This is a genomic window from Psychrobacter sp. DWR1-2-3 (genome assembly GCF_049896465.1).
GTDB lineage: Bacteria > Pseudomonadota > Gammaproteobacteria > Pseudomonadales > Moraxellaceae > Psychrobacter > Psychrobacter maritimus.
Map to the genome: position 1 here is coordinate 167,491 of NZ_JAFCUJ010000003.1, position 23,163 is coordinate 190,653.

Annotated in this window: 22 protein-coding genes; 14 read left to right on the top strand and 8 right to left on the bottom strand. The window is 44.2% G+C overall.

The features are described 5' to 3' along the window. Window positions 1-301 precede the first annotated feature (301 nt). Window positions 302-517 (top strand): 30S ribosomal protein S21, encoded by a 216-nt coding sequence (gene rpsU / locus ACP7AA_RS07040; protein WP_010195908.1) that lies wholly within the window; start codon window positions 302-304, stop codon window positions 515-517. Window positions 518-691: 174 nt separating this feature from the next. Further along, window positions 692-1,141, top strand: coding sequence for a GatB/YqeY domain-containing protein (locus tag ACP7AA_RS07045; protein ID WP_296172989.1), 450 nt, complete (start codon window positions 692-694; stop codon window positions 1,139-1,141). 64 nt (window positions 1,142-1,205) lie between these two features. On the opposite strand, the gene ACP7AA_RS07050 is transcribed toward ACP7AA_RS07045, so the two are convergent. Then, window positions 1,206-2,822: a M48 family metalloprotease gene (locus ACP7AA_RS07050; protein WP_426223072.1), complete on the bottom strand. Its 1,617-nt coding sequence runs from the start codon at window positions 2,820-2,822 to the stop codon at window positions 1,206-1,208. A gap of 517 nt (window positions 2,823-3,339) precedes the next feature. Between ACP7AA_RS07050 and ACP7AA_RS07055 the strand changes: the two genes are divergently transcribed. From ACP7AA_RS07055 to thiS, 4 genes are all read left to right on the top strand, one after another. Next, the gene (locus ACP7AA_RS07055) at window positions 3,340-3,837 is read left to right on the top strand and encodes a sulfurtransferase TusA family protein (RefSeq protein ID WP_426223073.1); all 498 of its coding nucleotides are present in this window, start codon (window positions 3,340-3,342) and stop codon (window positions 3,835-3,837) included. A 241-nt stretch (window positions 3,838-4,078) separates the two neighbouring features. Beyond that, complete coding sequence (gene rpoH, locus ACP7AA_RS07060; RefSeq protein ID WP_201545792.1) at window positions 4,079-4,942, top strand: RNA polymerase sigma factor RpoH; 864 nt, start codon at window positions 4,079-4,081, stop codon at window positions 4,940-4,942. A gap of 56 nt (window positions 4,943-4,998) precedes the next feature. Further along, window positions 4,999-5,373 (top strand): DUF423 domain-containing protein, encoded by a 375-nt coding sequence (locus ACP7AA_RS07065; protein WP_201629177.1) that lies wholly within the window; start codon window positions 4,999-5,001, stop codon window positions 5,371-5,373. A gap of 153 nt (window positions 5,374-5,526) precedes the next feature. Then, on the top strand, window positions 5,527-5,727 hold the full coding sequence (gene thiS / locus ACP7AA_RS07070; protein WP_201564603.1) for a sulfur carrier protein ThiS: 201 nt from the start codon (window positions 5,527-5,529) through the stop codon (window positions 5,725-5,727). Between the two features lie 262 nt (window positions 5,728-5,989). Here thiS and hpf read toward each other — a convergent pair whose 3' ends face one another. Then, on the bottom strand, window positions 5,990-6,370 hold the full coding sequence (gene hpf / locus ACP7AA_RS07075; RefSeq protein WP_201564601.1) for a ribosome hibernation-promoting factor, HPF/YfiA family: 381 nt from the start codon (window positions 6,368-6,370) through the stop codon (window positions 5,990-5,992). 449 nt (window positions 6,371-6,819) lie between these two features. Continuing rightward, window positions 6,820-8,538, bottom strand: a complete 1,719-nt coding sequence (gene rpoN / locus ACP7AA_RS07080) for an RNA polymerase factor sigma-54 (RefSeq protein WP_426223074.1) — start codon at window positions 8,536-8,538, stop codon at window positions 6,820-6,822. Window positions 8,539-8,879: 341 nt separating this feature from the next. Between rpoN and ACP7AA_RS07085 the strand changes: the two genes are divergently transcribed. Further along, window positions 8,880-9,767, top strand: a complete 888-nt coding sequence (locus ACP7AA_RS07085; protein ID WP_426223075.1) for a nitrilase-related carbon-nitrogen hydrolase — start codon at window positions 8,880-8,882, stop codon at window positions 9,765-9,767. 83 nt (window positions 9,768-9,850) lie between these two features. Here the strand turns inward: ACP7AA_RS07085 and ACP7AA_RS07090 are convergent, their stop codons facing one another. The 4 genes from ACP7AA_RS07090 to lptM form a co-directional block, all read right to left on the bottom strand. Further along, complete coding sequence (locus tag ACP7AA_RS07090; protein WP_426223277.1) at window positions 9,851-10,870, bottom strand: tyrosine recombinase XerC; 1,020 nt, start codon at window positions 10,868-10,870, stop codon at window positions 9,851-9,853. A 100-nt stretch (window positions 10,871-10,970) separates the two neighbouring features. Further along, the gene (gene dapF / locus ACP7AA_RS07095) at window positions 10,971-11,858 is read right to left on the bottom strand and encodes a diaminopimelate epimerase (RefSeq protein WP_201564588.1); all 888 of its coding nucleotides are present in this window, start codon (window positions 11,856-11,858) and stop codon (window positions 10,971-10,973) included. Window positions 11,859-12,130: 272 nt separating this feature from the next. Then, on the bottom strand, window positions 12,131-13,465 hold the full coding sequence (gene lysA / locus ACP7AA_RS07100; protein ID WP_426223076.1) for a diaminopimelate decarboxylase: 1,335 nt from the start codon (window positions 13,463-13,465) through the stop codon (window positions 12,131-12,133). 124 nt (window positions 13,466-13,589) lie between these two features. Further along, window positions 13,590-13,916: an LPS translocon maturation chaperone LptM gene (lptM, locus tag ACP7AA_RS07105; RefSeq protein WP_426223077.1), complete on the bottom strand. Its 327-nt coding sequence runs from the start codon at window positions 13,914-13,916 to the stop codon at window positions 13,590-13,592. Between the two features lie 723 nt (window positions 13,917-14,639). Here lptM and ACP7AA_RS07110 point away from each other — a divergent pair. The 4 genes from ACP7AA_RS07110 (at window position 14,640) to rsfS (ending at window position 19,782) form a co-directional block, all read left to right on the top strand. Next, entirely contained in the window at window positions 14,640-15,872 is a 1,233-nt protein-coding gene (locus ACP7AA_RS07110; protein WP_372845085.1) for an acetate/propionate family kinase, read from the top strand. 66 nt (window positions 15,873-15,938) lie between these two features. Next, window positions 15,939-18,095, top strand: a complete 2,157-nt coding sequence (pta, locus tag ACP7AA_RS07115) for a phosphate acetyltransferase (RefSeq protein WP_426223078.1) — start codon at window positions 15,939-15,941, stop codon at window positions 18,093-18,095. Between the two features lie 223 nt (window positions 18,096-18,318). After that, window positions 18,319-19,215: a nicotinate-nicotinamide nucleotide adenylyltransferase gene (locus ACP7AA_RS07120; protein WP_426223079.1), complete on the top strand. Its 897-nt coding sequence runs from the start codon at window positions 18,319-18,321 to the stop codon at window positions 19,213-19,215. Between the two features lie 153 nt (window positions 19,216-19,368). Further along, window positions 19,369-19,782 (top strand): ribosome silencing factor, encoded by a 414-nt coding sequence (gene rsfS, locus ACP7AA_RS07125; protein WP_201564570.1) that lies wholly within the window; start codon window positions 19,369-19,371, stop codon window positions 19,780-19,782. A gap of 151 nt (window positions 19,783-19,933) precedes the next feature. Here rsfS and ACP7AA_RS07130 read toward each other — a convergent pair whose 3' ends face one another. Beyond that, complete coding sequence (locus ACP7AA_RS07130; protein WP_426223278.1) at window positions 19,934-20,881, bottom strand: IS256 family transposase, variant Zn-binding type; 948 nt, start codon at window positions 20,879-20,881, stop codon at window positions 19,934-19,936. Between the two features lie 208 nt (window positions 20,882-21,089). Here ACP7AA_RS07130 and ACP7AA_RS07135 point away from each other — a divergent pair, with 208 nt between their 5' ends. From ACP7AA_RS07135 to ACP7AA_RS07145, 3 genes are all read left to right on the top strand, one after another. Next, the gene (locus ACP7AA_RS07135) at window positions 21,090-21,860 is read left to right on the top strand and encodes an MOSC domain-containing protein (protein WP_426223080.1); all 771 of its coding nucleotides are present in this window, start codon (window positions 21,090-21,092) and stop codon (window positions 21,858-21,860) included. A 93-nt stretch (window positions 21,861-21,953) separates the two neighbouring features. Further along, the gene (locus ACP7AA_RS07140) at window positions 21,954-22,838 is read left to right on the top strand and encodes an N-acetylmuramoyl-L-alanine amidase (protein ID WP_426223081.1); all 885 of its coding nucleotides are present in this window, start codon (window positions 21,954-21,956) and stop codon (window positions 22,836-22,838) included. A gap of 28 nt (window positions 22,839-22,866) precedes the next feature. Next, window positions 22,867-23,073, top strand: a complete 207-nt coding sequence (locus tag ACP7AA_RS07145; RefSeq protein ID WP_426223082.1) for a hypothetical protein — start codon at window positions 22,867-22,869, stop codon at window positions 23,071-23,073. Window positions 23,074-23,163: the final 90 nt, after the last annotated feature.

Here is a 23,163-nt window from a genome sequence, read left to right on the forward strand (position 1 = left end):
GCAGTAAATTTATCCATTCATACACTTTTAAAGAGCACTATGTTAAGGGCAAGCAAATCATGAGTCTAAATGAGTTACGACCGTTATTGCTGATAATAGCGTGCAACTTAATGATAATTATGGATTAATGCGCAAAAGCCTTTGACTTTACTGCCATTTTTGATTAAAATAAGCGCCCTTGTGCTATTGCGCAAGACTATCCTAGTTTGAGCTGATGCCGATAATCTTGAGATATTACGGCTAAATACTAATACACAGCCAAACTAATGCCCTTACATCTCATCCTAATAAAGGAGCTTTCATGCCTGCAGTTAAGGTTAAAGAAAACGAACCAGTTGACATCGCTATCCGTCGTTTTAAGCGTGCTTGTGAAAAAGCCGGCGTTCTATCAGACGTACGTAAGCGTGAATTTTATGAAAAACCAACGCAAGTACGCAAGCGCAAAAAAGCCGCTGCTGTAAAGCGTTATAAAAAGAAATTACAACGCGAAACTATTCGTACCACTCGTATGTACTAATCACTAATACGATTAGCTAAATACCAGCGCTACACTAACGCCACTGTTATCGATGAATAACAGTGGCGTTTTTTATGCTACAATTTTTGTTATTCATGCTGATAAATGCTCAGCAGATTTTTATTTAACACTTACCAAAAACTATTTTATCCATACTCATAAGGAATAATAACAATGAGCCAACTTAAACAGAGCTTGTCTGACAGTATCAAAACTTCGATGAAAGCGCGTGAGCTTGAGCGCGTTAAAGTATTGCGCAACGTCCAATCGGTGGTCAAACAAATTGAGATTGACCGCCAGACCGAACTTGATGATGCGCAAGTATTGGAAGTGCTACAAAAGCAGCTAAAACAACGCCATGAGTCACTGACTATTTTTACCGAAAATGGCCGTGATGATTTGGCAAATAAAGAGCAGTTTGAAATCGATATCATCAACGAGTTTATGCCAAAACAAATGGACGATGCCGAGCTTGCCGCTTTGGTCAATGCCGAAATCGCTGAGCAAGGTGCCACATCGATGCGTGATATGGGCAGCGTGATGGGTGTGTTAAAAAATAAAACCGCGGGCCGTGCTGACCCTGCACTCATCTCTAAACTGGTAAAAGATGCCCTGCAGGGTTAATCAAAGTTAAGAAAAGTTATATATTCTTAATCTGCGTATCAACCCAAGCGATAAAAACAACCGCCTAAGGCTTAAAGTCTTTGGCGGTTTTTACGGCTTTGATTTCGGCATTGATATTGGCAAGTAACGGACGAGCGCTGCTCGCTTGCGCGGTTTTTTGCATTTGCTCAGTCAATTGCTTGGCTTGCGTCAACGAAGTCAGCGCGCGGTCATAGCGGCCACTCCATAGCTGGTCATGACTGCGATAACGCAGCGCATTAATAGTGGCGATTTTTGCCAGCGACGCTGAATCAGTCGTTTTAGCAATTTTTTCATTGGCTAATTGCAAACTTTGCCACGCATAGCGGTCGCTTGGCTGCTGCTCAGTCAAGGGCTTAAGCAGTGCTTGCGCTTTGGTTGGCTGATTGCTATTGGTCAGTGCTTCAGCCAAATAAAGACGCAGGTCGCGGCGCTCAGGATAAAGGCGCTGCTGACTCTCTAACAGTTCAGCCGCTTGTTGCCATTGATTTTGCTCAGTAAGGATTTGGCTTTGGGTAATAGACAATAAAGGCTCTAATACTTGGCGCTGCGGCGCGGGCAACGCTGATAGCTCAGTATATAGCTCATTGGCCTCTTTAAAACGCTGCTGCTCGCCATACCAATACATCAGCGCCAATTTTGCGCCAACGCTATTTTTAGCGGCGGTCGTCAGTGCAGTTTCAGAGACGTGTTTGCCGGTACTTTGTACACGCCAATACAGCAAATCAAACAACGCTTGATGGCGCTGCTGCTGGTTTAATGACAACGAGGTATAACGCTGAGCGCGGCTTTGCGACTCACTTAAGCGCTCATTACTTAAAGGATGCGAGCGCACAAAACTGGGTAAGAATTGATTGGCGGTTTGGTTTAATTGGCTTTGTTGATTCATCGTCGCAAAAAAGCGTGGCATCGCGCGTGGATCATAACCAGCTTGGTTCATGATTTGCATCCCAACGCGGTCAGCTTCACGCTCATTATTACGGCTAAAAGCCATACTGCTATTCATCGTCGCCGTTTGGCTGCCCATCATGACGGCAGCGGCGGCATCACCATCGACCGCTGACGCCGCAATCGCTGCGAGCATTCCGCCTATTTGCATTAGCAGGGCTTTTTTGCGCTCATCCGCCCCGCTCTCATAATGGTTTTGGCTAATATGTGCTACTTCATGCGCGATGACGCTGGCAAGCTCATCCATACTGCTTGCCGCGAGTATCGTCCCGGTATTTAGCCCGATAACCCCGCCGGGCGCTGCAAAAGCATTGATACTGGGATTATCAATAATGACCAAGCCGAGTGGTGCTTGCTGGCGTGCTTGAGCATTTAGCCGCCAGGTGATGTCTTTGACCGTTTCGTGTATCCAAGGGTCATGCTCCATCTTAGTGCGACCATTGATGTTTCTTAACGACCATTCGCCAAGCAGTTTATTTTGATACTGCTCGGCAAAGCTTAATCCTTGTCCACGCAAATTAGGCAAATCTAACTCGTCTGCATTGCTAGACTGCCATGAATCATAAGCAAAGGGCGCAGCTTGTGTGCTGATAGCGTTGGCAGTGGTTACCAGCGCCAATAAGGTAGCAGACATACCTAACTTTAGCGCAAACGCGCCTTCTGCCAATGTCTTTACTGGTTTTTTAAGCAGCGATGGTCTATGAGAATAATACAAGTGCGTATCCTATACGAGTAATCATAACGTCTTTTTGACTATACGAGCTTGTTTATCCAAGGTCAATTGTCGTCTGCTTCTGGCTACCAATCACGCTGCCGTGCGTCACGATTGTGCAACATGGTTGTGTAAATCTAGACGGTGTAAATTTATAGTCCGAATTTGAAGTTTAAAGCATAAATTTATTGCTTAATGCTAATAAGGTGTTCTGATTGACCAAACATTATGATGACTATATTCAACTGCAATTACATAGTGGCAATTTGCTATAATGGTAGGCCTTGATAAAGGCTTCTGGGCAGTACTATACAAAGCTAAGCTCTCTTAATCAGCCGTACTGTCTTAAATACTGCTACCTTAAACATTGATATCTTAAAACGCCAATCTCAACTTATCGTAGGCTTTTGATTTTTATAGAATTTAAAATTCTAATTGTTTTAACTGAAATTTTAAAAACTAAGTAAACCAATACCTTAGAAAAACAAGTTGAGAGTGGGGTATCTTAAAGGTTAATTTTATGTCTGCTGATAACCAATCCATCATTGTACAAGGCTCGCATGCTATGCATCTGTCAGAAGCTTTATCAGATACCTTGCCTGAAGCAAAGCAGCAAGCGATAAGGCAGCTATTGGAATTGTTGCTAGCAGATACCCTTAGCGCAACCGATAACGGTAAACTAAATGATAGCGCAGGTTTGAAGCACGAGACGATTATTATTAAAGATATGGTAGACGGGCGCGGACTTGCCTGCCCGATGCCACTATTAAAAACCAAAGTGGCGCTGCGTCATGTGGCCGCAGGTGAGTCGTTATATGTGGTTGCAACCGACCCAAACTCGCAAGCGGATATCACTGCGTTTTGTGAGCAGAGCCAAAAAACAGATACCGTAAACCCATTATTATTGGTCATCAATCAGGCAACAGCAGCAAATAGCGAAGAGACTACAGCAACAAAATCTAAATATTCTGTTGATACAATATATCACTTCATCATTACCAAAACTGATAGCAACTAAGCGGCGCTATCCTTTACAATTACAACTATAAAGATTTTTATCTGACTCATTGCTTATCTATTTAACCAAGGTCAAGAATATGGCTAATACTTCTACTAACGCTGCAAATTCCCGTAAAAAAGACAGCGCAGCGCCCGAAAAAAACGAAGCACGCGATGCGGCGCTAAAAGCTGCAGCGGCGCGTCCGCCTTATGACGCCAGCGCGCTTGGTGATACTAGTACTCGCGATTTGGTGCCTGCGATGCCAACGCATTTATCTGCGCCTGGGGTAAATTTGGGTGCATATATCAATACTGTGCATCAAATACCGATTTTGACACCGACCCAAGAGCAAGAGCTTGCCCATCGCTATTACGATGAAGGCGATGTCGAAGCGGCGCGTTTACTTGTCATGTCGCACCTGCGCTTTGTGATTCATATTGCACGCAGTTACTCAGGCTACGGTCTGCCACAAGCCGATTTAATCCAAGAAGGCAATTTAGGGCTAATGAAAGCGGTAAAACGCTTTGACCCTAATAAAGGTGTACGTTTGGTATCCTTTGCCGTGCATTGGATTAAGGCTGAAATTCACGAATTTGTCATTCGTAACTGGCGCATTGTTAAAGTTGCGACTACCAAGGCGCATCGTAAACTATTCTTTAACTTACGTAGCCTTAAAAAGACCAACAACCAGCTAACGCTTGAAGAAGCTGATGCCATTGCCAACGACTTAAATGTGACGCGCAAGCAAGTGCTTGAAATGGAGTCACGTTTGACGTCGTATGATGCGTCATTTGAAGCGCAGTCAAGCGATGATGACGATGGACGCTATGCGCCGCAGCTGTTCTTAGAGGACGGTATTGACCCTGCCGAGATGGTTGAAGAATCTGATTGGGAAGAAAATAACTCATCTGCACTACTTGCGGCGATGGATACCTTGGATGATCGTTCGCGCGATATCGTCGAGCAGCGTTGGCTTTCTGAGCAAAAATCAACTTTGCATGAATTGGCAGCGGTCTACTCTATCTCAGCAGAGCGTGTGCGCCAGATCGAGAAAAATGCCATGGATAAAATCCGTGAAGCCATGACCATCGATAGTGTGATATTACCTGATGATATTCAGTAACCCATTTATCAGATAAAAACCACTATTAAAGCCCTATTTATAACACGAGTTTGACCATGCTAAATTGGATAAGTATTGCGGCGCTTAATATGGCTATCGCCGTGGCTCTGGGTGCCTTTGGGGCTCATGGTCTTAAAGCTATCGTCAGTACTCAGCAGCTTGAATGGTGGCAAACAGCAACCTTATACTGGTTTATACATGGGCTTGGGTTATTACTGGTGGGCATTCTTATTCGGCTAAATTATGCGACTCAAACCACGGCTTGGTTATTGCAGGTCGGGGTGATTATCTTCGCCGGCAGTTTATATGCCATGACGCTTGGTGCACCGCGCTGGTTTGGGGCGATTACTCCTATTGGCGGTGTATTGATGATTGCAGGTTGGTTATGGCTTGCAGTAACGACGTCTCGTTTAAATCACGCCGGTATTTAATAGCTACTTTGGTTTCAATAATTAAAACGCACAATCAGTCGTTTAAAATGAATAACACAGCTAACCGTCATCGATAAAATTTCAGTTACAGATAAACATAGATTAAAGATAATTGGATAAAAAGGAATCTCAAGTCATTAGGGAGCACATACTATGAGTAATATTAATGTAAACGGTAAGACACTGCAGACCACCCATCAAACGGTACAATTGGTCGTCAATGAACTTGGGCTTAGTACTGGACGCTACGCCGTTGAAGTCGATGGCGAGCTGATACCAAAAAGCGAGCTTGATAAACTGCGTATCGTTGAAGGTATGAATATTGAAGTCGTACAAGCGGTTGGCGGCGGCTAAGATTTATAAGCCAACCGTTTAAAAAAGACAATAAAAAAGACCTCAACGATAATACGTTAGAGGTCCTTTTTTTGCTTAGCTTATCGTTTGTTCCATTTCAATCATCAACACTATTAATCGTCTATCATTAACAATCCTGCTATTTATACTATTTATTTATGAGCTAAGAATTATCAATGGTTACGACAATAAAGCTTATATGATAGAAAATTTACATGATATGGCAGCTAAACATTGCTATTAAACCGTGTGGCACTTAAACCTAAACCGCAGGCGCTGCCTCTACATCGGTTAAATCTTCATAGCGTTCATCGCGCCCTGGACCCTGAGTTTTCTTACGGTCTTGACGGGTTTTATATTTACGCACTTGTCTATCAAGTTTGTCTGCCATGTCGTTAATAGCTTTATACATATCGTCTTCAAGGGCTTGGACAAACATCTCTTGACCTGCGACTCGCATAATTGCTTCGGCTTTATGAGTCTTTTTACCGCCATCACTTGCGCCGCTGTTGTCTAGCGATAATATCACTTTAATACTTTGAATCTGATCGAAGTGACGTTCTACTTTTTCAAGTTTTTCGCGAACCGCTTTGTCCATGGCATCGGTAATACTGATATGGTGACCACTGATAGAAACATTCATATTATTGTCCTTTTATTATTGCTTATATTGCTACTTATAATCAACAGATGAGTCAGCACTTATGCTTTTATCACCCTGCCTTACCAATAACTGACCTAGTATCTTTCATATTTAATAAGCATATTTAATAAGATTTAACACTTAGCTTTTTTAATCATTAACGTCTTTATCCCTCTACTCCTTTAGTAAAATATAAACGCATTTTTATCATATTTTTGATGGATGATTTATACAAATAAGCCAAATCGATACTTGGTTTTCGTTGTTGGTATGACTCTAATTTGTCATGAAAAGCGAATAGTAGCAAGACACTAAACTGTAACTAAATGTAATAAAAACTGATGTTTCCTGCATGTTTCTATATAATCAAAAAATTTTATTTTTTATATTTACGAAAAAACATATTGATAAGAGCAGTACTGCATTGATAAGCCATTGAATCACAACATTTAATACTTTTGTTTGCGCTGGGTAGAGGAGCCGATATTCATCGCTTCACGATATTTGGCCACCGTTCGTCTGGCGATATCGATACCTTCTGCCAATAAAAAATCTTTTATGCGACTGTCAGATAAGGGCTTTTTAGGGTCTTCATCAGCGATCAGCTGCTTAATCATGGCGCTGATGGCGGTTGAGGAGATATCACCGTCGCTACTGCTGACGTGAGATGAGAAGAAGTGCTTGAGGGAAAACAACCCTTGTGGCGTCAAGATGGTCTTACTTGTAGTCAGGCGCGAGACGGTCGATTCATGCAAATCAACTTCTGCGGCAATGGCTTTTAGAATAAGCGGCTGCATGGCGGTTGCACCATGTTGCAAAAACTCTTGCTGGTAGCGCACGATACTGGTCACTACTTTTAACAGGTTTTGATTGCGCTCCTCGATACTACGAATAAACAAGCGCGCATCGGTGAGGTTTTCACGCAGATACTGATTGTCAGGGCTGTCATCACCGCGTTTGACTAAACTGGCATATTCTTGATTGACCCGCAGCTTGGGCAAGGTTTCAGGATTAAGACGTACCTGCCAGCCATCTACTTGGGCAGTAATATCACCTCTGTTGCTATTATTGCTATTGTGGCGACGAATAGGCGTAACCAACACATCAGGAATATCATAGCTTGCTGATGGCTGCATATAATCAGGCTGACTGCTTTGGAATAATAAACCGGGTGATGGATTCAGAGTGCGTAATAGAGTAAGAGCGGGTGTGATGTATTCAGGCGCGAGTCCCGTCTGCTCAGTCAAGGCTTTGATATTATTACTAACTAAATGCTCACTGGCTGAGAGAAGTGCTTTGGCTTCTTTAAGATACTTTGTATTCGTATCAAGCTTGGATAATTGCAGCGCTAAGCATTCATTGAGATTGCGCGCCCCAACACCAAGCGGGTCACACGATTGAATAATGCGCAGTACCGCCATGACTTCATCATGCTCAACGCGCTCATCCCATTGATAAAAGCTTGCCATGGTATCAAAGCTCTGTAACAACTCATCGATATCAAGGCGCACAAAGCCCATATCATCCATAGAGTCCATCAAGTATTCAGCAATGAGCGTATCTGTCTCGGAGAGATGTTTGAAATTTAGCTGCCAGCGCACATGGTCTTGAATGGTCGCGCTGGTGCTGCCCTGATAGCTATCAAAGTCTTCATCGCCTCCGCGACCTGAATGATTGGACAGACTGCCAGCGCTTGGCGCAGCAGAGGCATAATTACTGCTTTCAAAACCACTATAGTCCTCGCCATCTAGCGCATAGTTGTCTATCGCTTCATCATCAAAACTGGCCTGCTGTAACTTATCTAAGCTGTCGCTGCTATATTCATCAGTGATAGTGTCATCACTGCTATTGTCAACATAGTCAAAACCATCATCTGATAAATGGGTAGAGGTAGAAAACGTATCAACGCTAGCGTGTTGATTCCAACTATCCAGCGTTAATGATTCGCCAAACTCATTGAGCGCCTCATCATCACTCTTGTCGTACTCATCATTATCATCATCGTCATCTTCGATACGTTCAAGCAATGGATTGCTATCGAGCTTCGCCTGTACCTCCTGCGCGAGCTCAAGACTAGAGAGCTGCAACAATTTAATAGCTTGCTGCATTTGCGGGGTCAGTTTTTGTGAGGTGCTCAGCGTGGTCGCCAATCCAAACGACATACTCATGGGTGACTTATTACACTCCGATTAGGGTAAGATTCTATATGTTATGCTGGTTAAAGCCTGCGCTTATTAACGCTTATCATCACTAATAAGCGCTTTAGCCTATCAGGTCATGACGATAGCATTTTTTGCTACAATGTTGCTACGATAATTTATACCCTGTCCAGATAAGCTATTTTTAGCTCTTGCTCAAATTATAAAAACATCAATAGCTGTGTAGGGCTGCTAAGTGCTTAATCATGTAAGATCAATGCAAAACCTATGCATAAAAGTCGTGAATAACAATAGGATAAAAGAGCAGATAAAAGGGAAACTCAATACAGCTTAAAATCGGGAAGAATACTATGAATGATTTGAGAAATAACGGACAACTAACCGTTGCTGCTGTGCAGATGAACAGCCAGCAAAATATCGAGGACAATTTAGCAGATATAAAAGCCGCCATTATCGATGCACGCGCACAAGACGCACAGTTGGTAGTGCTACCAGAAAACTGCTGTAGCATGGGTCGACAGTTTGCCACTGCTGAGCATTTTGATGAGCTGTCAGCAACGATAGCTGACTATGCGCGTACTTATGGTATCTATGTACTTGCAGGCTCACTGCCCTGCCCTTACCGCCCTGATGGTGTCATCGTACCCGATGGTAGATTACGCCAAGTCAGTCAGCTGTTTGCCCCCGATGGTACGCGAGTAGCGCGCTACGATAAGATTCACCTGTTTACTGCGACTGTCGCCGATAAGCAAGGCAGCTATAATGAAGCGGCGACCTTTGAGCCCGGCACCCAAACAGTCGTTACGACACTCGAAGCAAATGATGGTATTTATCAGCTCGGTATGATGGTTTGCTTTGATTTACGCTTTCCAGCATTGGCGCAGCGGCTACGGCAAGCGGGCGCGGATTTGCTAAGCGCGCCATCAGCCTTTACTTATTTGACCGGGCAAGCGCACTGGTCGCTGTTACTACGCGCGCGGGCGTTAGACAGTCAGTGTATGGTGATTGGCGCAGCACAAGGCGGTGAGCATGCTTATAAGGATGGCAGTAGCCGTCAGACATGGGGTCATAGCACGATTACCGCTTATGATGGCACGATTATCAACAGCTATGAAGATAGTGACTTAAAAGACCCTGCTAATAAAAATTATGCTTTAGTCTTGGCATCCTTAGATAAAGCCGCCCAAGTGCAAGGACGACAAAAGATGCCTATCTTTGACTGCCATCGTTTGGCATAGATGTAGGTTTAAATGATTAAAAATGAAACTGGCACTAGATCTGTAACTGCAAATTAAGTAGCTTCAACTTAAGTAACTGTAACTTAAGTAATATCGCTGTCACTGTTATTTTGCGCATGAGTCGCGCGCGGATGGGCTCGGTCATAGACTTGGGTCAATTTAGCAAAATCAACATGAGTATAAATTTGCGTGGTGCTGATATCACTATGACCAAGCATTTCTTGTACCGCGCGCAAATCGCCACTACCAGATAACATATGCGACGCAAAGCAGTGGCGTAATAAATGAGGATACATATTTTGCGCAATGCCCGCACGTGTAGCCGCAACTTTGAGGCGTTGCTGTACTGCCCGTGTTGATAAGCGTGTACCTAATTTTTCACTGATAAACAAGGCGCTATCCATCTGCTCTACCCACAGATTTCGGTGCGGCAGATAACGTTTAATCGCCTCGGCAGCTTTGATACCTAATGGCACCAAGCGCGTTTTATTGCCTTTACCCGTCACGCGCACGCGCAGGTCAGCCAAATCGATATCTGCCATATCGAGCGCCACCAACTCGCCGACACGCAGACCGCTGCTATAAAGCAGTTCAAACATTGCTTTATCGCGCAACCATAAGCGTGCTTGTTCGGGCGTATCAGGTATCTCTTGGTCAAGCAATTGCGTTAATAAATCCACATCGGCGATAGATGGCAGCGGTCTAGGGCTGCGCTTAAGCTGATAGCCGGTGGTTGGGTTAATACGTGCTAAATCCTCTTCTATCAGCCAGCCATAAAAATGACGGATAGCCGATAACTCTTGCTGGACGCTGGCAAGCGCCAGCTTGTCTTCATCGAGGCGCTGGCTGATATGCTGGGCTAATTGGCGCTTATCACAGCGCGTCCACGTCAAACGTTTGCCGCGTAAAAATAGCGCCAACTGGTTCAGGCCCGCAAAATAAGCCACCAGCGTATGTTCGGAGTGATTACGCACCGACAGCGTATTAAGCCAACGATGTACCGGCGCTAACAATTCTCGTAGTGCGGCATCCGACTCTATAGCAGCAGCGTGCTCAACTGATAGCCAAGCTTTCGACTCAGAATCTGAGGTAGGCTCTGTCATCTGACGGTTTTTACTGAACACAGCCTTCTTAGAGATGACCATAGCATTTACCTAGCAGCAAACCTACACCGCTTGTCATTGTTCATTAACCTATTGTCAATTAACCTTCTGGAATAGGCTTGATACCCGCTTGCGCCATCAGACCATCTGGGCTAAAAACGCCTTCATAGACGAACGCCGTTGGACCGGTCATCATCACTGAATAACCCGGCTGCCATTTGATAATCATGCTGCCGCCATAAAGCTGGGCGCGTACGTCTTCGCCTTCATCAAGCCAGCCTTCACGGATACCGACCGCCACTGCGGCACAGGCGCCGGTCCCACAGGCTTGCGTCTCACCAACACCGCGCTCATAGACACGCAAACGAATATGACGCTGGTTCATCACTTGCATAAAGCCGACATTGACGCGCTCTGGAAAAGCAGGATGCGATTCGATAGCTTTGCCCAAGGTTGCAACGTCGGCATCGAGCACGTCATCAACTTTGATAACCGCATGTGGGTTGCCCATATTGGCAACATAAAGCTGCACTGGCGTGCCATTAACATCCAGATGATAGGCGTTTTGGATTTTGGTCGTCGCTCTTGGGGTAAAGGGAATCTCGCTTGGCTCGAACTTTGGTTTACCCATATCGACTTCAACCCAGCCATAACGGTCTGTCGTCAGCGAAATAATGCCGCTTGCCGTCTCAACCCGCAGGCGCTGTTTAAATGACAGCTTACGCGCTTGCACAAAACGGGCAAAACAGCGCGCGCCATTACCACACTGCTCGACCTCTGTGCCATCGGTATTAAAAATGCGATAACTAAAATCAACGTCAGGACGCATCGGCGGCTCAACAACGAGCAATTGATCAAAGCCAATGCCCAAATGACGATCGCCCAACAGTTGCACCAAATCCTTGGTTAACTCTAAGCGCTGGGTCACCAAATCGATGACCATAAAGTCATTACCCAGCCCATGCATCTTTGTAAATTCTATTAGCATATCCTTGTTATCCTATCCTATTTTTATGTATGCCTTATATTAGCACGCTGTCAGATACAATCATAATTATCACCGCTATCAAAGGCTAAGTTAGTACTCTACAACCGAACAAATATTTTTAATTAGACTTTGAATTAAAGCAGGCCATAAAAAACCCATTGTCGTTATAACAATGGGTCATTTTTAATTATTAAGCTTTAATCATTAAGCTTTAATCATTAAGCTTTCATCATAAAACTTTAATTATTAAACATCGCGGCGTTTTTAATAGGCTACTTATCTTGCCACAACATTTCATCAGCATATAACGCTTCAAGCGTTTCACGCTTACGAATCAATTGATGATTATCATCGGCTACCATCACCTCGCTGGCACGACCGCGCGAGTTGTAATTGCTACTCATGGTAAAGCCGTACGCGCCAGCACCCGTTATCGCTAAGATATCGCCCGTTGCTAATGACAACAAACGGTCTTTTGCTAAAAAGTCACCGGTTTCACAAATCGCACCAACAATATCCCACGTTTGTGTGCCATCGGTATCGATACCATTCTCAGGTAAAACGCTTGGAATCACGGCCATTTCAGCTTGATATAAAGCCGGACGAATCAAATCATTCATTGCGGCATCGACAATAGCAAAGTTTTTATGTTCAGTTGGTTTTAACACATCAACCTTAGTTAAGAGCACGCCCGCATTAGCCACGATACTGCGACCGGGCTCAAAGAATACCGTTAAACCAAGCTCACTAAGTTTTGGTAATAACGCTTGGGCAAATTCATCGATAGATACGGGCGTCTCATCGATATAACGCACGCCGAGACCACCGCCCAAATCAATATGACGCAGCTGAATGCCTTTATCACGCAGGCTATGTATCAGCTCAATCACTTTATCTAAAGCTGCTACAAATGGCGCAACTTCCGTCAATTGCGAACCAATATGACAGTCGATACCAACGATATCGATATGCGATAATTGCGCCGCTTGCTCATAGACAGCGACGGCATTTTCATGACTGATGCCAAATTTATTGTCTTTTAACCCTGTTGAAATATACGGATGGGTTTTGGCATCGACATTGGGATTGACCCGTAGCGAGATTGGTGCCGATTTATCCAACTGCTTTGCGACATCGTTGATTAAGGTCAGCTCGCTAATCGACTCAACGTTAAAGCAGCCAATACCTTGGGTCAGTGCATACTCAATATCGCTATAGGTTTTGCCAACGCCTGAGAATACAACGCGCGCAGCTTCGCCGCCTGCCGCCAATACGCGCATAAGCTCACCACGTGAAACGATATCAAACCCTGCCCCTGCTTGCGCCAAGATACCAAGTACCGCCAAATTAGAGTTTGCCTTTACCGCATAGCAAATCTGATGCTTTAGGCTGGCAAAGCTTGTGGTATAAGCTTGATAAACATCTAAAATCGCTTGTTTTGAATAGACATAACACGGCGTACCATAGTTTTTAACTAATTCATCAATACTGACCTGCTCCATATACAAGGCACCGCCTCGATAATCTAGCGCGGGCAAATGGGCGGTTAGGGCTTCAGGATGCACATACAATCCCTGCTCGGTTTGGGTAGTGACTGACTGACTCATATAAGTACCTCTAATATAATCAATGTATTAAGGTTTTAAGGCATAAAGGCATAAAGGTAAATAGCTTGCCGAATACGCTAAAAATCGTTTGAGCGTTTGTATTGTAATAAGCAATAATCAACGATTAATAATCGTTGGGATCGGTGCTCGGTTTAGGCAACTGAAAATTATCTGCGTTTTGCTCGCTATTTTGATTGTCGTCAATTTTAGCAAAGGCGGCATCTTGCGGATGACTGCTGCTATCAAGCACCGGACTATTAGTCTCAACTGTTTGGCTGCTAGGTTCTACTAAATACAAATCGCCTTTTTGCCCGCAGCCTGTCAATACTGTAGAACCTATCACCAGAGTAGCTGCGATAAGTTTATAAGTAGCAGGGCGACTGGCGCTTATACTTGAAGCAGTGCTTAAGTCAGCGCTTTTAATCTTAGAAGTGCGATGTATAGTAAACATAGAATGGCTAACCTGTAATCTTGCAAAATTTTGACTTGCAACGGTTTAGATAGAATATGAATAAAATAACTATCCATAAAAAACAACCAAGGCTGCAATAAGGAAATAGGACAATTTTTTAATCATAGCATTATTCGTTAAAGCTGTGCGCCTACCACTTCTGTTTGAGCCATAAATTTATTCGAATAAATGACTGAACGTATGAATATATGGCTTTGATAGATAGGTCTTACAGCATTAATAAAGCATCAATCTATTAACCCAGAAAAATTTACTTACAATTTTTATAGAGTGCATTTTTGTCTCATTATAGCTGATAAACACTCGCGACCTTCGGTGTACACTTGTATTAAGCACTTATGAGATTGCTGATTAAAACCTTATAGTTATCGTGGTATACGCGCAAAAATATGGTACATTATACTTAACCCTTGTGGCTGTGACGAGGCGCTAGCATGCGTCTTATTAACCTTTAAAAGTACGAAAACCTAAGTTTTGCAAGACCAGATTTCTAAAAACTGGTTTCTAAAAACAGATAGATGCAAACCTTTAACGTCCTTTAAAGCAGTCCCAGCCCAAGAACAATAAAAATCAGCGATGTCATTGTTTATGTATGTCAGCTGTTCGGCGTACGCCAGCAAGGATATGGCTGGTTTTTGTTTATACAACCGGTGATAATCGATGACGATTCACCACTTACAAAATATAATCTAAGGATAGAGTATGAGTGCCAGCCTAACCACGACTTTTGATGACAAAAACACTGAAACATCAAACCTGACCAACCCCACCTTAGTCCTCAACTGCGGTTCCTCTTCTATCAAATACGCGCTCATCAGCGAAGACAATTCTACTCGTATCACAGGTTTGGCCGAAAACTTAGGCCTCGACACCGCCCGTATCAAACACACGACGTTAAATGGTGAAAAACTAGAAATCGCCATTGCTGGTGGTCGTCACGAACTTGCCTTAAAAAGAATCCTTGAGCTCTTAGAGCAGTATCACTTTATCGCTGTTGGTCATCGCGTGGTACACGGCGGCCGTGAATATTCAGAAGCGGTACGGGTCAATCAGCATGTGCTAGAAGAAGTGAAGCGCTTAAAAGTGCTAGCACCCTTACATAACCCTGCCAATGCTTTGGGTATCGAAGCGGTACAGGCCATTTATCCTGAGATTCCACAAGTGGTGGTCTTTGATACTGCTTTCCACCAAACCATGCCGCCGGTGGCATTCCGTTATCCGCTACCAAAAGCCCTTTATGACGAACATAAAATCCGTCGTTATGGCTTCCATGGTACCTCGCACGCCTATGTATCAGAGCGTGCCAGCGAAATTACCAGCGCCAAAGGCCCGCATGGTTGGTTAACAGCGCATTTAGGCAATGGTTGCTCGGCAACGGCTGTTTACGATGGCAAAAGTCTTGATACCAGTATGGGTCTGACCCCGCTTGAAGGGCTAATGATGGGCACGCGCAGCGGTGATGTAGATCCAAGCTTACATATCCATCTTAAACGCCAACTCGGTATGAGCTTAGAAGAAATTGATAAAGTACTTAATAACGAAAGTGGTCTGCTCGGTATCTCAGGCTTATCAAATGACTTGCGTACTATTGAGCAAGCAGCCAACGAAGGTCATCAAGACGCCAAGCTTGCTATTGAGATGTTCTGCTACCGTGTCGCTAAATACCTTGCTAGCTTAAGCTGTGCCCTACCTAACTTTACGGGTATTGTCTTTACCGGTGGTATTGGCGAAAACTCGGTCACCACGCGGACGCGTATCTTAGAGATGATGCCGCATTTTGGTATCAAAGTAGATGCCGCTAAAAACGCCAGCTTGGTCGGTGGCCGCGAAGGCAGTTTCCAAGCCGACGATAGCAGCATTGAGCTGTGGGTAGTACCGACCGATGAAGAATGCCGTATCGCTCAAGAAACGCGTCAAGCCTTGGGTTTACAGTAAGATTGGTAGCAACGTATAAAGAGTAGTACCACCTCGTTAAAAATATAATAAACAGTAGGATATATTATGCAAACTATTTTACTTGTGCCCATCAGCCGCGGTATCGGCGTGACGTCAGCGGCGTTAGGCTTGATTCGTGCTTTTGATTATAACGGCATTAAAGCGGGCTTTATGAAGCCGTTTTTGCAAGATGACACGCTCGATAAGCAAAACAGCTTGGACAGCTCAAGCGCTTTGGCAATGCATGCTTTTGGGCTTAAGCCGCCAGCATCTATCAGCCGTCAACGGGTTGAGCGCATGATAGGTGACGACAATCTTGATGACTTGATGGAAGAAGTGGTCGTCAACTACCATACCCTTGGCGATGACTATGATGTGGTCATTTGCGAAGGCTTGGTATCAACGACTGAAACCTCTTATGCCGCCCAAATAAACCGTGCGATTGCCCATGCGCTCGATGCCAAGATTATTTTTGTCAGCACCGCTGATACCAGTAAGCCCGCCTATTTGGCCGATAAGCTCGATGTCCATGCTCGCGAATTTGGCGGTATGGCAAGCGACCGTACGCTTGGCTGTATCTTGATGCGCATGCATGATTTGCCAAACGTACAAAGCACCATAGAAAATCAAATAGTCGCACCGGGTGAAGCGGTTTTGAGCTTGGATGAAGGCTTTATGCAAGAAGTCCAGCGCCTATCACCACACTTTAATACCGAAGAGTTTCGCTTAATCGGAGTGGTGCCATTTAGCGATTCATTATCTGTGCCGCGGACGTGGGATATCGCCGCTGAGCTCGACGCTACTTGGCTCAATGTTGGTGAAGCAAAATCACGCCGTATCAACCGTATCAGCTTGACCGCGCGCTCGGTTGCGCGTGTCGATGAAGTATTTAAACGTGGCACGCTTATCGTCGTGCCCGGTGACCGTGATGATGTATTATTGGCAGCGGGACTTGCCTGTATCAACGGCATTCCACTGGCAGGCTTGGTATTAACCGGTGGCGTAGTACCAAGCCCAACGGTCGCTGAGCTATGGCAATCTGCGCTCAAAACCGGTATCCCTGTGATGAGTGTCGAAGATGACAGCTTTGAGACGGTACAAAGTCTATTACATATGAGCGCTGAGATTCCAAGCGATGATACGGAGCGCGCTGAAGAAGTGGCGCGTTATGTCGCCGCGCATTTGGACTTGAGCTGGATTAAAGCCTACTTTAGCCAAAACCATGAGCCTCGCCTGTCACCATCAGCTTTCCGTCATCAAGTGGTGAAAAAAGCGCAAAATGCTAAAAAACGCATCGTGCTACCAGAAGGCTCGGAACCACGTACGGTCGAAGCTGCCTGTATTTGCCAAAGCCGCGGTATTGCCAATTGTGTATTGCTCGCGAAGCGTAGCGACGTCGAACAGGTCGCTAAAAACCGTGACTTAGTCTTGCCAGAAGGGCTTGAGATTATCGATCCTGACAGCCTTGATATGGATAAATATATTGCTGCTGTGGTCGAACGCCGTAAAGGCAAAACCAATGCCGAAGTCGCTGCTGAATACCTAAAAGATACGGTTTATTTGGGTACGACCATGCTACAGATGGATGAAGTTGATGGCTTGGTTTCTGGGGCGATACATACCACGGCAAATACCGTGCGCCCAGCGTTCCAGTTGATTAAAACGGCACCGGAATACTCACTCGTGTCGTCAGTATTCTTTATGCTGTTACCTGAACAAGTGGTCGTTTATGGTGACTGTGCCATCAATCCTGACCCGAATGCCGAAGAGTTGGCCGAAATTGCTATTCAATCGGCGCAGTCTGCCGCAGCCTTTGGTATCAACCCAAAAGTTGCCATGATTAGTTACTCAACCGGTTCATCTGGTACTGGTGCGGATGTCGAAAAAGTCATCCGTGCGACTGAAATCGTCCGCCAGCGTGCGCCGCACCTCGCTGTCGATGGACCTTTGCAGTATGATGCTGCCTCTGTCATGAGCGTTGGTAAGCAAAAAGCGCCTGACTCACCCGTCGCTGGACAAGCAAACGTCTTTATCTTCCCAGACCTAAATACCGGTAACACCACGTATAAAGCGGTACAACGTAGCGCCAATGTGGTCAGTGTCGGACCGATGTTGCAAGGCTTAAATAAGCCCGTTAATGACTTATCGCGTGGGGCATTAGTCGATGATATTATTTATACCATCGCCCTGACTGCTATCCAAGCGCATAGCGATGCGATTTAATTGTCTTAAAACTTATCAGTAATCAGTAATCACTCTATATTTAACCGATTATCATTATGATGGTCGGTTTTTTTATGGCTGTTCAACGCTATAGTTAGGCATAATAAAATCGATAAGCGAGATAAGTGCGATAAGTGCGATAAGTGATTAGCCACATGCTATAGTCCATCTACAATAAATTAACCTTAACTACCTTCTTATTTACTTTTTCACTCACTTATTTATGCCAAATACTGTTAAGCATCTCCCTATAGCCAATACTGCCCCAGCCATTCGCGCTTATTTGGGCGGCTCATTTGATCCTGTACATAACGGTCATCTGCAACTGGCGATGTACGTTTATCAAAGTTTACTGCCACTAGCTGAGCAGCAACAGCGCGAGCTACAGGTGTCATTATTACCCAATGCGCGCTCACCCTTTAAAGAAGACAGCACCAACCCTGAGCACCGATTGGCGATGTTAAAGCTGGCAACGCAAGAGTCGCCGCTACAAATTAACGAGCTTGAGCTCTGGCAAGCGCCGCCCGTTTATACCATCGATAGCGTACAGACCTTGCGCGCCCGCTATCCAAATGACAGTTTGATATTTATCATGGGCATGGACAGTGCGCGCAGTTTGGATAAATGGAAAAACGGTTTGGCGCTGACTGATTATGTCAATCTATGGGTGTTTAATCGTGAGGAAACCCCCGATTTTAATAAAAACATCCTTAAGACTGATTGGCAAAATCCCTTAAAATCGCAACTTCCTATGCCGCTGCAACCTTTAACTGTCGATTCAATCCCTGAGTTATTAATACATAACATTCAACCTTTAACGGGTAGCAGTGTATTGAAAAACACTTACCAAGGTCGCATTTATATAGACCCGCGCCCTGTGGCAGCGATATCGAGCACGCAAGTAAGGCGGCAATTGCAGCAACAACTTTACCAACCACTGCCGCAAGTATCTCAATCGCTAAATATAAAGCACGCTGCCGAAACGCAAATCACATCTTTACAGCCAATAAATGCTATCATTAGCGATACTGCACCCAATTCATTCGCTAAATGGCTAAATCCTGCTGTTTATCAATATATTATTACCCATCAGCTATATTCTGCTGCCCAATTCCGTTAAAATCGCCTTATACTTTTAATTTTGCCCACTTTGTCCGTTTTGTCTTAAAAAACGTCTGCCTATCTACCTATATATTAAGGGGCACGTTAGAGAAGGCATTGTGACGATTTACCATTTTATTTTTAATATTGACGATTCAAGAGATTACAATTTATGACTAACACCATGACTGACGAACGCTTACAAGAGTGCTTAACCCTTGTCCAAAGCGCTCTAGAAGATATGAAAGCGAAAAACATCACCGTGATGAATGTAGAAAGTTTGACTGACGTGATGGAGCGTATCGTCATCGCTGACGGTACCTCTAAGCGCCATGTACGCGCCATGGCTGACAGTGTCGGCGCTGAAGCCAAGCAAGCGGGTTTTATGCCACTTGGCCGTGAAGGCGGTATTGATTCTGACTGGACCCTAATCGATTTGGGTGCCGTTGTCGTACATATGATGACGCCACAAGCCCGTGATTTCTATGACTTAGAAGGCCTATGGTCATCGCCTGAGCAATTGGCTGAGCTGGTCGCTGTGCCACGTGAAAAGAAAACCGTTGGTCGCCGCAATAAAAACAAATAAGATTATCGATTGCGATAATTGTTCAACACTTAAAAAGCACAAGAAAAAAGACCAGATAAATACTCTGGTCTTTTTTTGTTTAAAAATTAGGTGTAATGGACAAAATTCATGCTAAAAAGCAGAAGGTAGTCGCTAATGGACATAATTCATGCTATTTGAGTGACTTTGACCCTAAAAAGTCTTTAATAAACCGCAACTTACGCTGCTCACTTAGACCGTGATGACTGTGTAATTGTCGCTTTAACTCACTGAATAAACCTTCAAGAGAATTGGTGGTATTTGGTATATCTAAATGCCCATATTCTTGGTAAGTAAATAGCCAATCGCTATTGGTTCTGAGGCTGCGATAAGCACTTCTAAGACGTTTGTGAGTGTACCAACTTCTACCAGTATCTTCATTGGTACTACGCTCACTCAGATAGTCTTCATGAGTTAACAACCAATAATCTAAGTGCTCTATGAAGTCAGCTTTATTAAGCTTAGTTAAGTCTAAAGTGAGCCGTCTAAGCTCAATACTTGCGATATTCTTAGGTCGACGAGTGAGATAGCGAGTTACTATTTGCACCTGATGAAACTGGCACATCTGGCAAGGGGTGTGGGTAAATAACGTACGCAGTCCTCGTCTACCATCACAGGTAATGCTTTGTACATCAACGCCTAACGATGCTAGATGATCAATTCCTTGTTTGTAGGCACTGTTGGTTTCATGACTGACTATCGCGTAGTAAAGAACGGCTTTAGTGGTATTGTCCATAAAAACCATTAAACCGAACTTACGACCGAAGTAAGTGGTATCCATAATGATATTAGCAGTATTCGGTCGCTTAACTTGATACTGGGTACTGACTTTGTCTAAGCGTCTTTGAATGGTTTTAAGACTACAGCTATACTTGTCAGCCAGTTGTTTGTAGGTCTGTTTTCCTTGGGTGTATTCAGTCCAAAGGGTTTGGTTATTGAGTCTTTTGCCACCTAAAAACTGCCGTCTGCAAACTAGACATTGGTACTGTTGTTTGCCTAGCTTGCGTCCATTCTTTTTGATGTGTTTATCACGACAAAAAGGGCAGTTTTTTGATTCATGGCGTTGATTCCTTGCAAATATAGACAGTATATAGCTTTAGACCCTATGCCAGCATGAATAATGTCCATTACACCAAAAATTAGCACTCATAAATCTTAAGGTGCTGATAAACTTTAAAATGCTGCAACCGTATAATCAGCCGCTTGATTAGGCTAAGATAATATGCAGCATTAACATCAGTAATGAATTAGCCACTCGCCTAATAAATCCCTATCGATTAGGATATTCCATGAGCATAGAGCAAACAGCATCTTCTAGCCAAAAAAATAGCGCTGATTTCAATCAACCCTTACCGCTACATATCGCCAATCTAATCTGCGTCCGTGCTGGCAAAGCCATGCCATTCGCCCGTGAACAGATGAGCGCGATTGATAAAGCACCCATCAAAGCTCCTGTTGCGGTCAATTTTATGGGTCTCACCACCGATGAACAAGCCGACCGACGCCATCATGGCGGCCCGCTAAAAGCCGTGCATCAACTAGCGGTGGCGACTTACGATAAGATTAACGCTGAGTTTGGTCTAAAGGTACGCGTTGGTACATTAGGTGAAAACCTAACGACCGAAGCGGTAAATGGTCTGCTAGAAATGACGGAAGCCACGGTTTGTATCGGTGACGTTTTTCAGTATGGTCAAGATGAAATCATTGATGGGAATGGTGGCGATAGTGTGCAATTACGCATCGTGCAACCGCGCCGTCCGTGCTACAAAATCAATGACCAAATCGGGCAATTTAGTAAAGTGCCTAATATCGCCTCTTGGGTAACTAAGCAAGGTATCGCTGGCTGGTATTTTCAGGTCGTACGTGACGGTATGATTAACGCTGATTTGCCGGTATATTTAATCGAACGCCCCTATCCTTTTGCAACGCTGGAAAAGTTATGGCAATTGGCCAATTCAAAAGAGAAATTTGACGCTGAGGTTATCGAGCCGTGGCTTGCGATTGAATGTTTGGAGGACAGTTGGAAAACGGTGTTGGCGAAGAAAATGCGCAAGGATTAAAAAGCTGTAAAAATATCTCAATCTTATCTATCTACTATCAATATCAGATAAAGGTAAGCATCATCGCCTACCCTTATTCATACAGAGCATTTCATGGCAAAAAATATCTTTTTAGCATTAGCATGTGCCTTAACGCTACCCCTAATTGGCTGCGCGACGACTAATAACACCCAAATAGCGAATACTGAACCCTTCGTCATTGATAGCGAAACCTACCAAGCCACTGGTAAAAGTGAACGTATTAAAACCATTATTCTGCATTATACGGTGAGCAATAATGCCCGCGCTATTAAGCTTTTGAGCACTGGTGACGTTAGCGCCCACTATCTAATTTTGGATAATAACGATAATAAAATTTATAACTTAGTGCCCGAGGGCGAACGCGCTTGGCATGCTGGCGCGGGCGGTTTTGCCGGTAGAACGATACTCAACGATACCTCTATCGGTATCGAGATTGTCAATGCAGGCATTAAGCCTGAATATCGAGATGCCTTAAAAAACGGCGCGCTCGACTATCATCCTTATGAGCACTATGTCGAATTTGATGAATTGCAGATTAAAAAAGTGGCGCAGCTGGTGCAAGACTTGGCAAAAAGATATAATATCCCAGAAAATAATATCATCGGCCATGCCGATATGGCACCCTCGCGTAAGATTGACCCCGGTGCAAAATTTCCTTGGCAGCGACTCTATAAAGAGTACGGCATTGGCGCTTGGTATGATGAATTTGATAAGCAATTCTTTATGAATCAAGACGCGTTTGCAGTGGCAACGATACCCGAGATTAAGCAAGCGTTTCGCGATTATGGTTATCAAATCAATGACACAGACGCGTGGGATAAAGCCAGTCGCGATGTCGTTTATGCCTTTCAATTGCATTTCAGACCACAGCAGCCAACGGGCGAGCTTGATTTAGAAACGTATGCGATACTACGCGCACTCAATAAGAAGTATGCTGGTCGTGATGACTTTTATTAATGAATAAAAATATTAGGAGACATAAGCCATGAGTAACTCACAATACAACGAGCAAAATGAACAAGACGAGCTTCAGAAATATCTAGAAGAAAAAGCCAAACAGGAGCAAGAAAAAGAGCAGGAAGCCGAGCCGCTCTCTGCGTATGAGGCTTGTGTGCTAAAAGAAAGCGCTAAGATTCATGAGTTGATTGCTGAGGCTCGAAAAGAAGGTAAAGATAGTTCAGAAGGTGATTAGCCTTTATAAAGATACATTAAAGCTCCTAGATTCCACAGAACAAGAGTCACTCTTCTTATAGATTGGCTCTTTTTTTGTAGTAAACTTAAT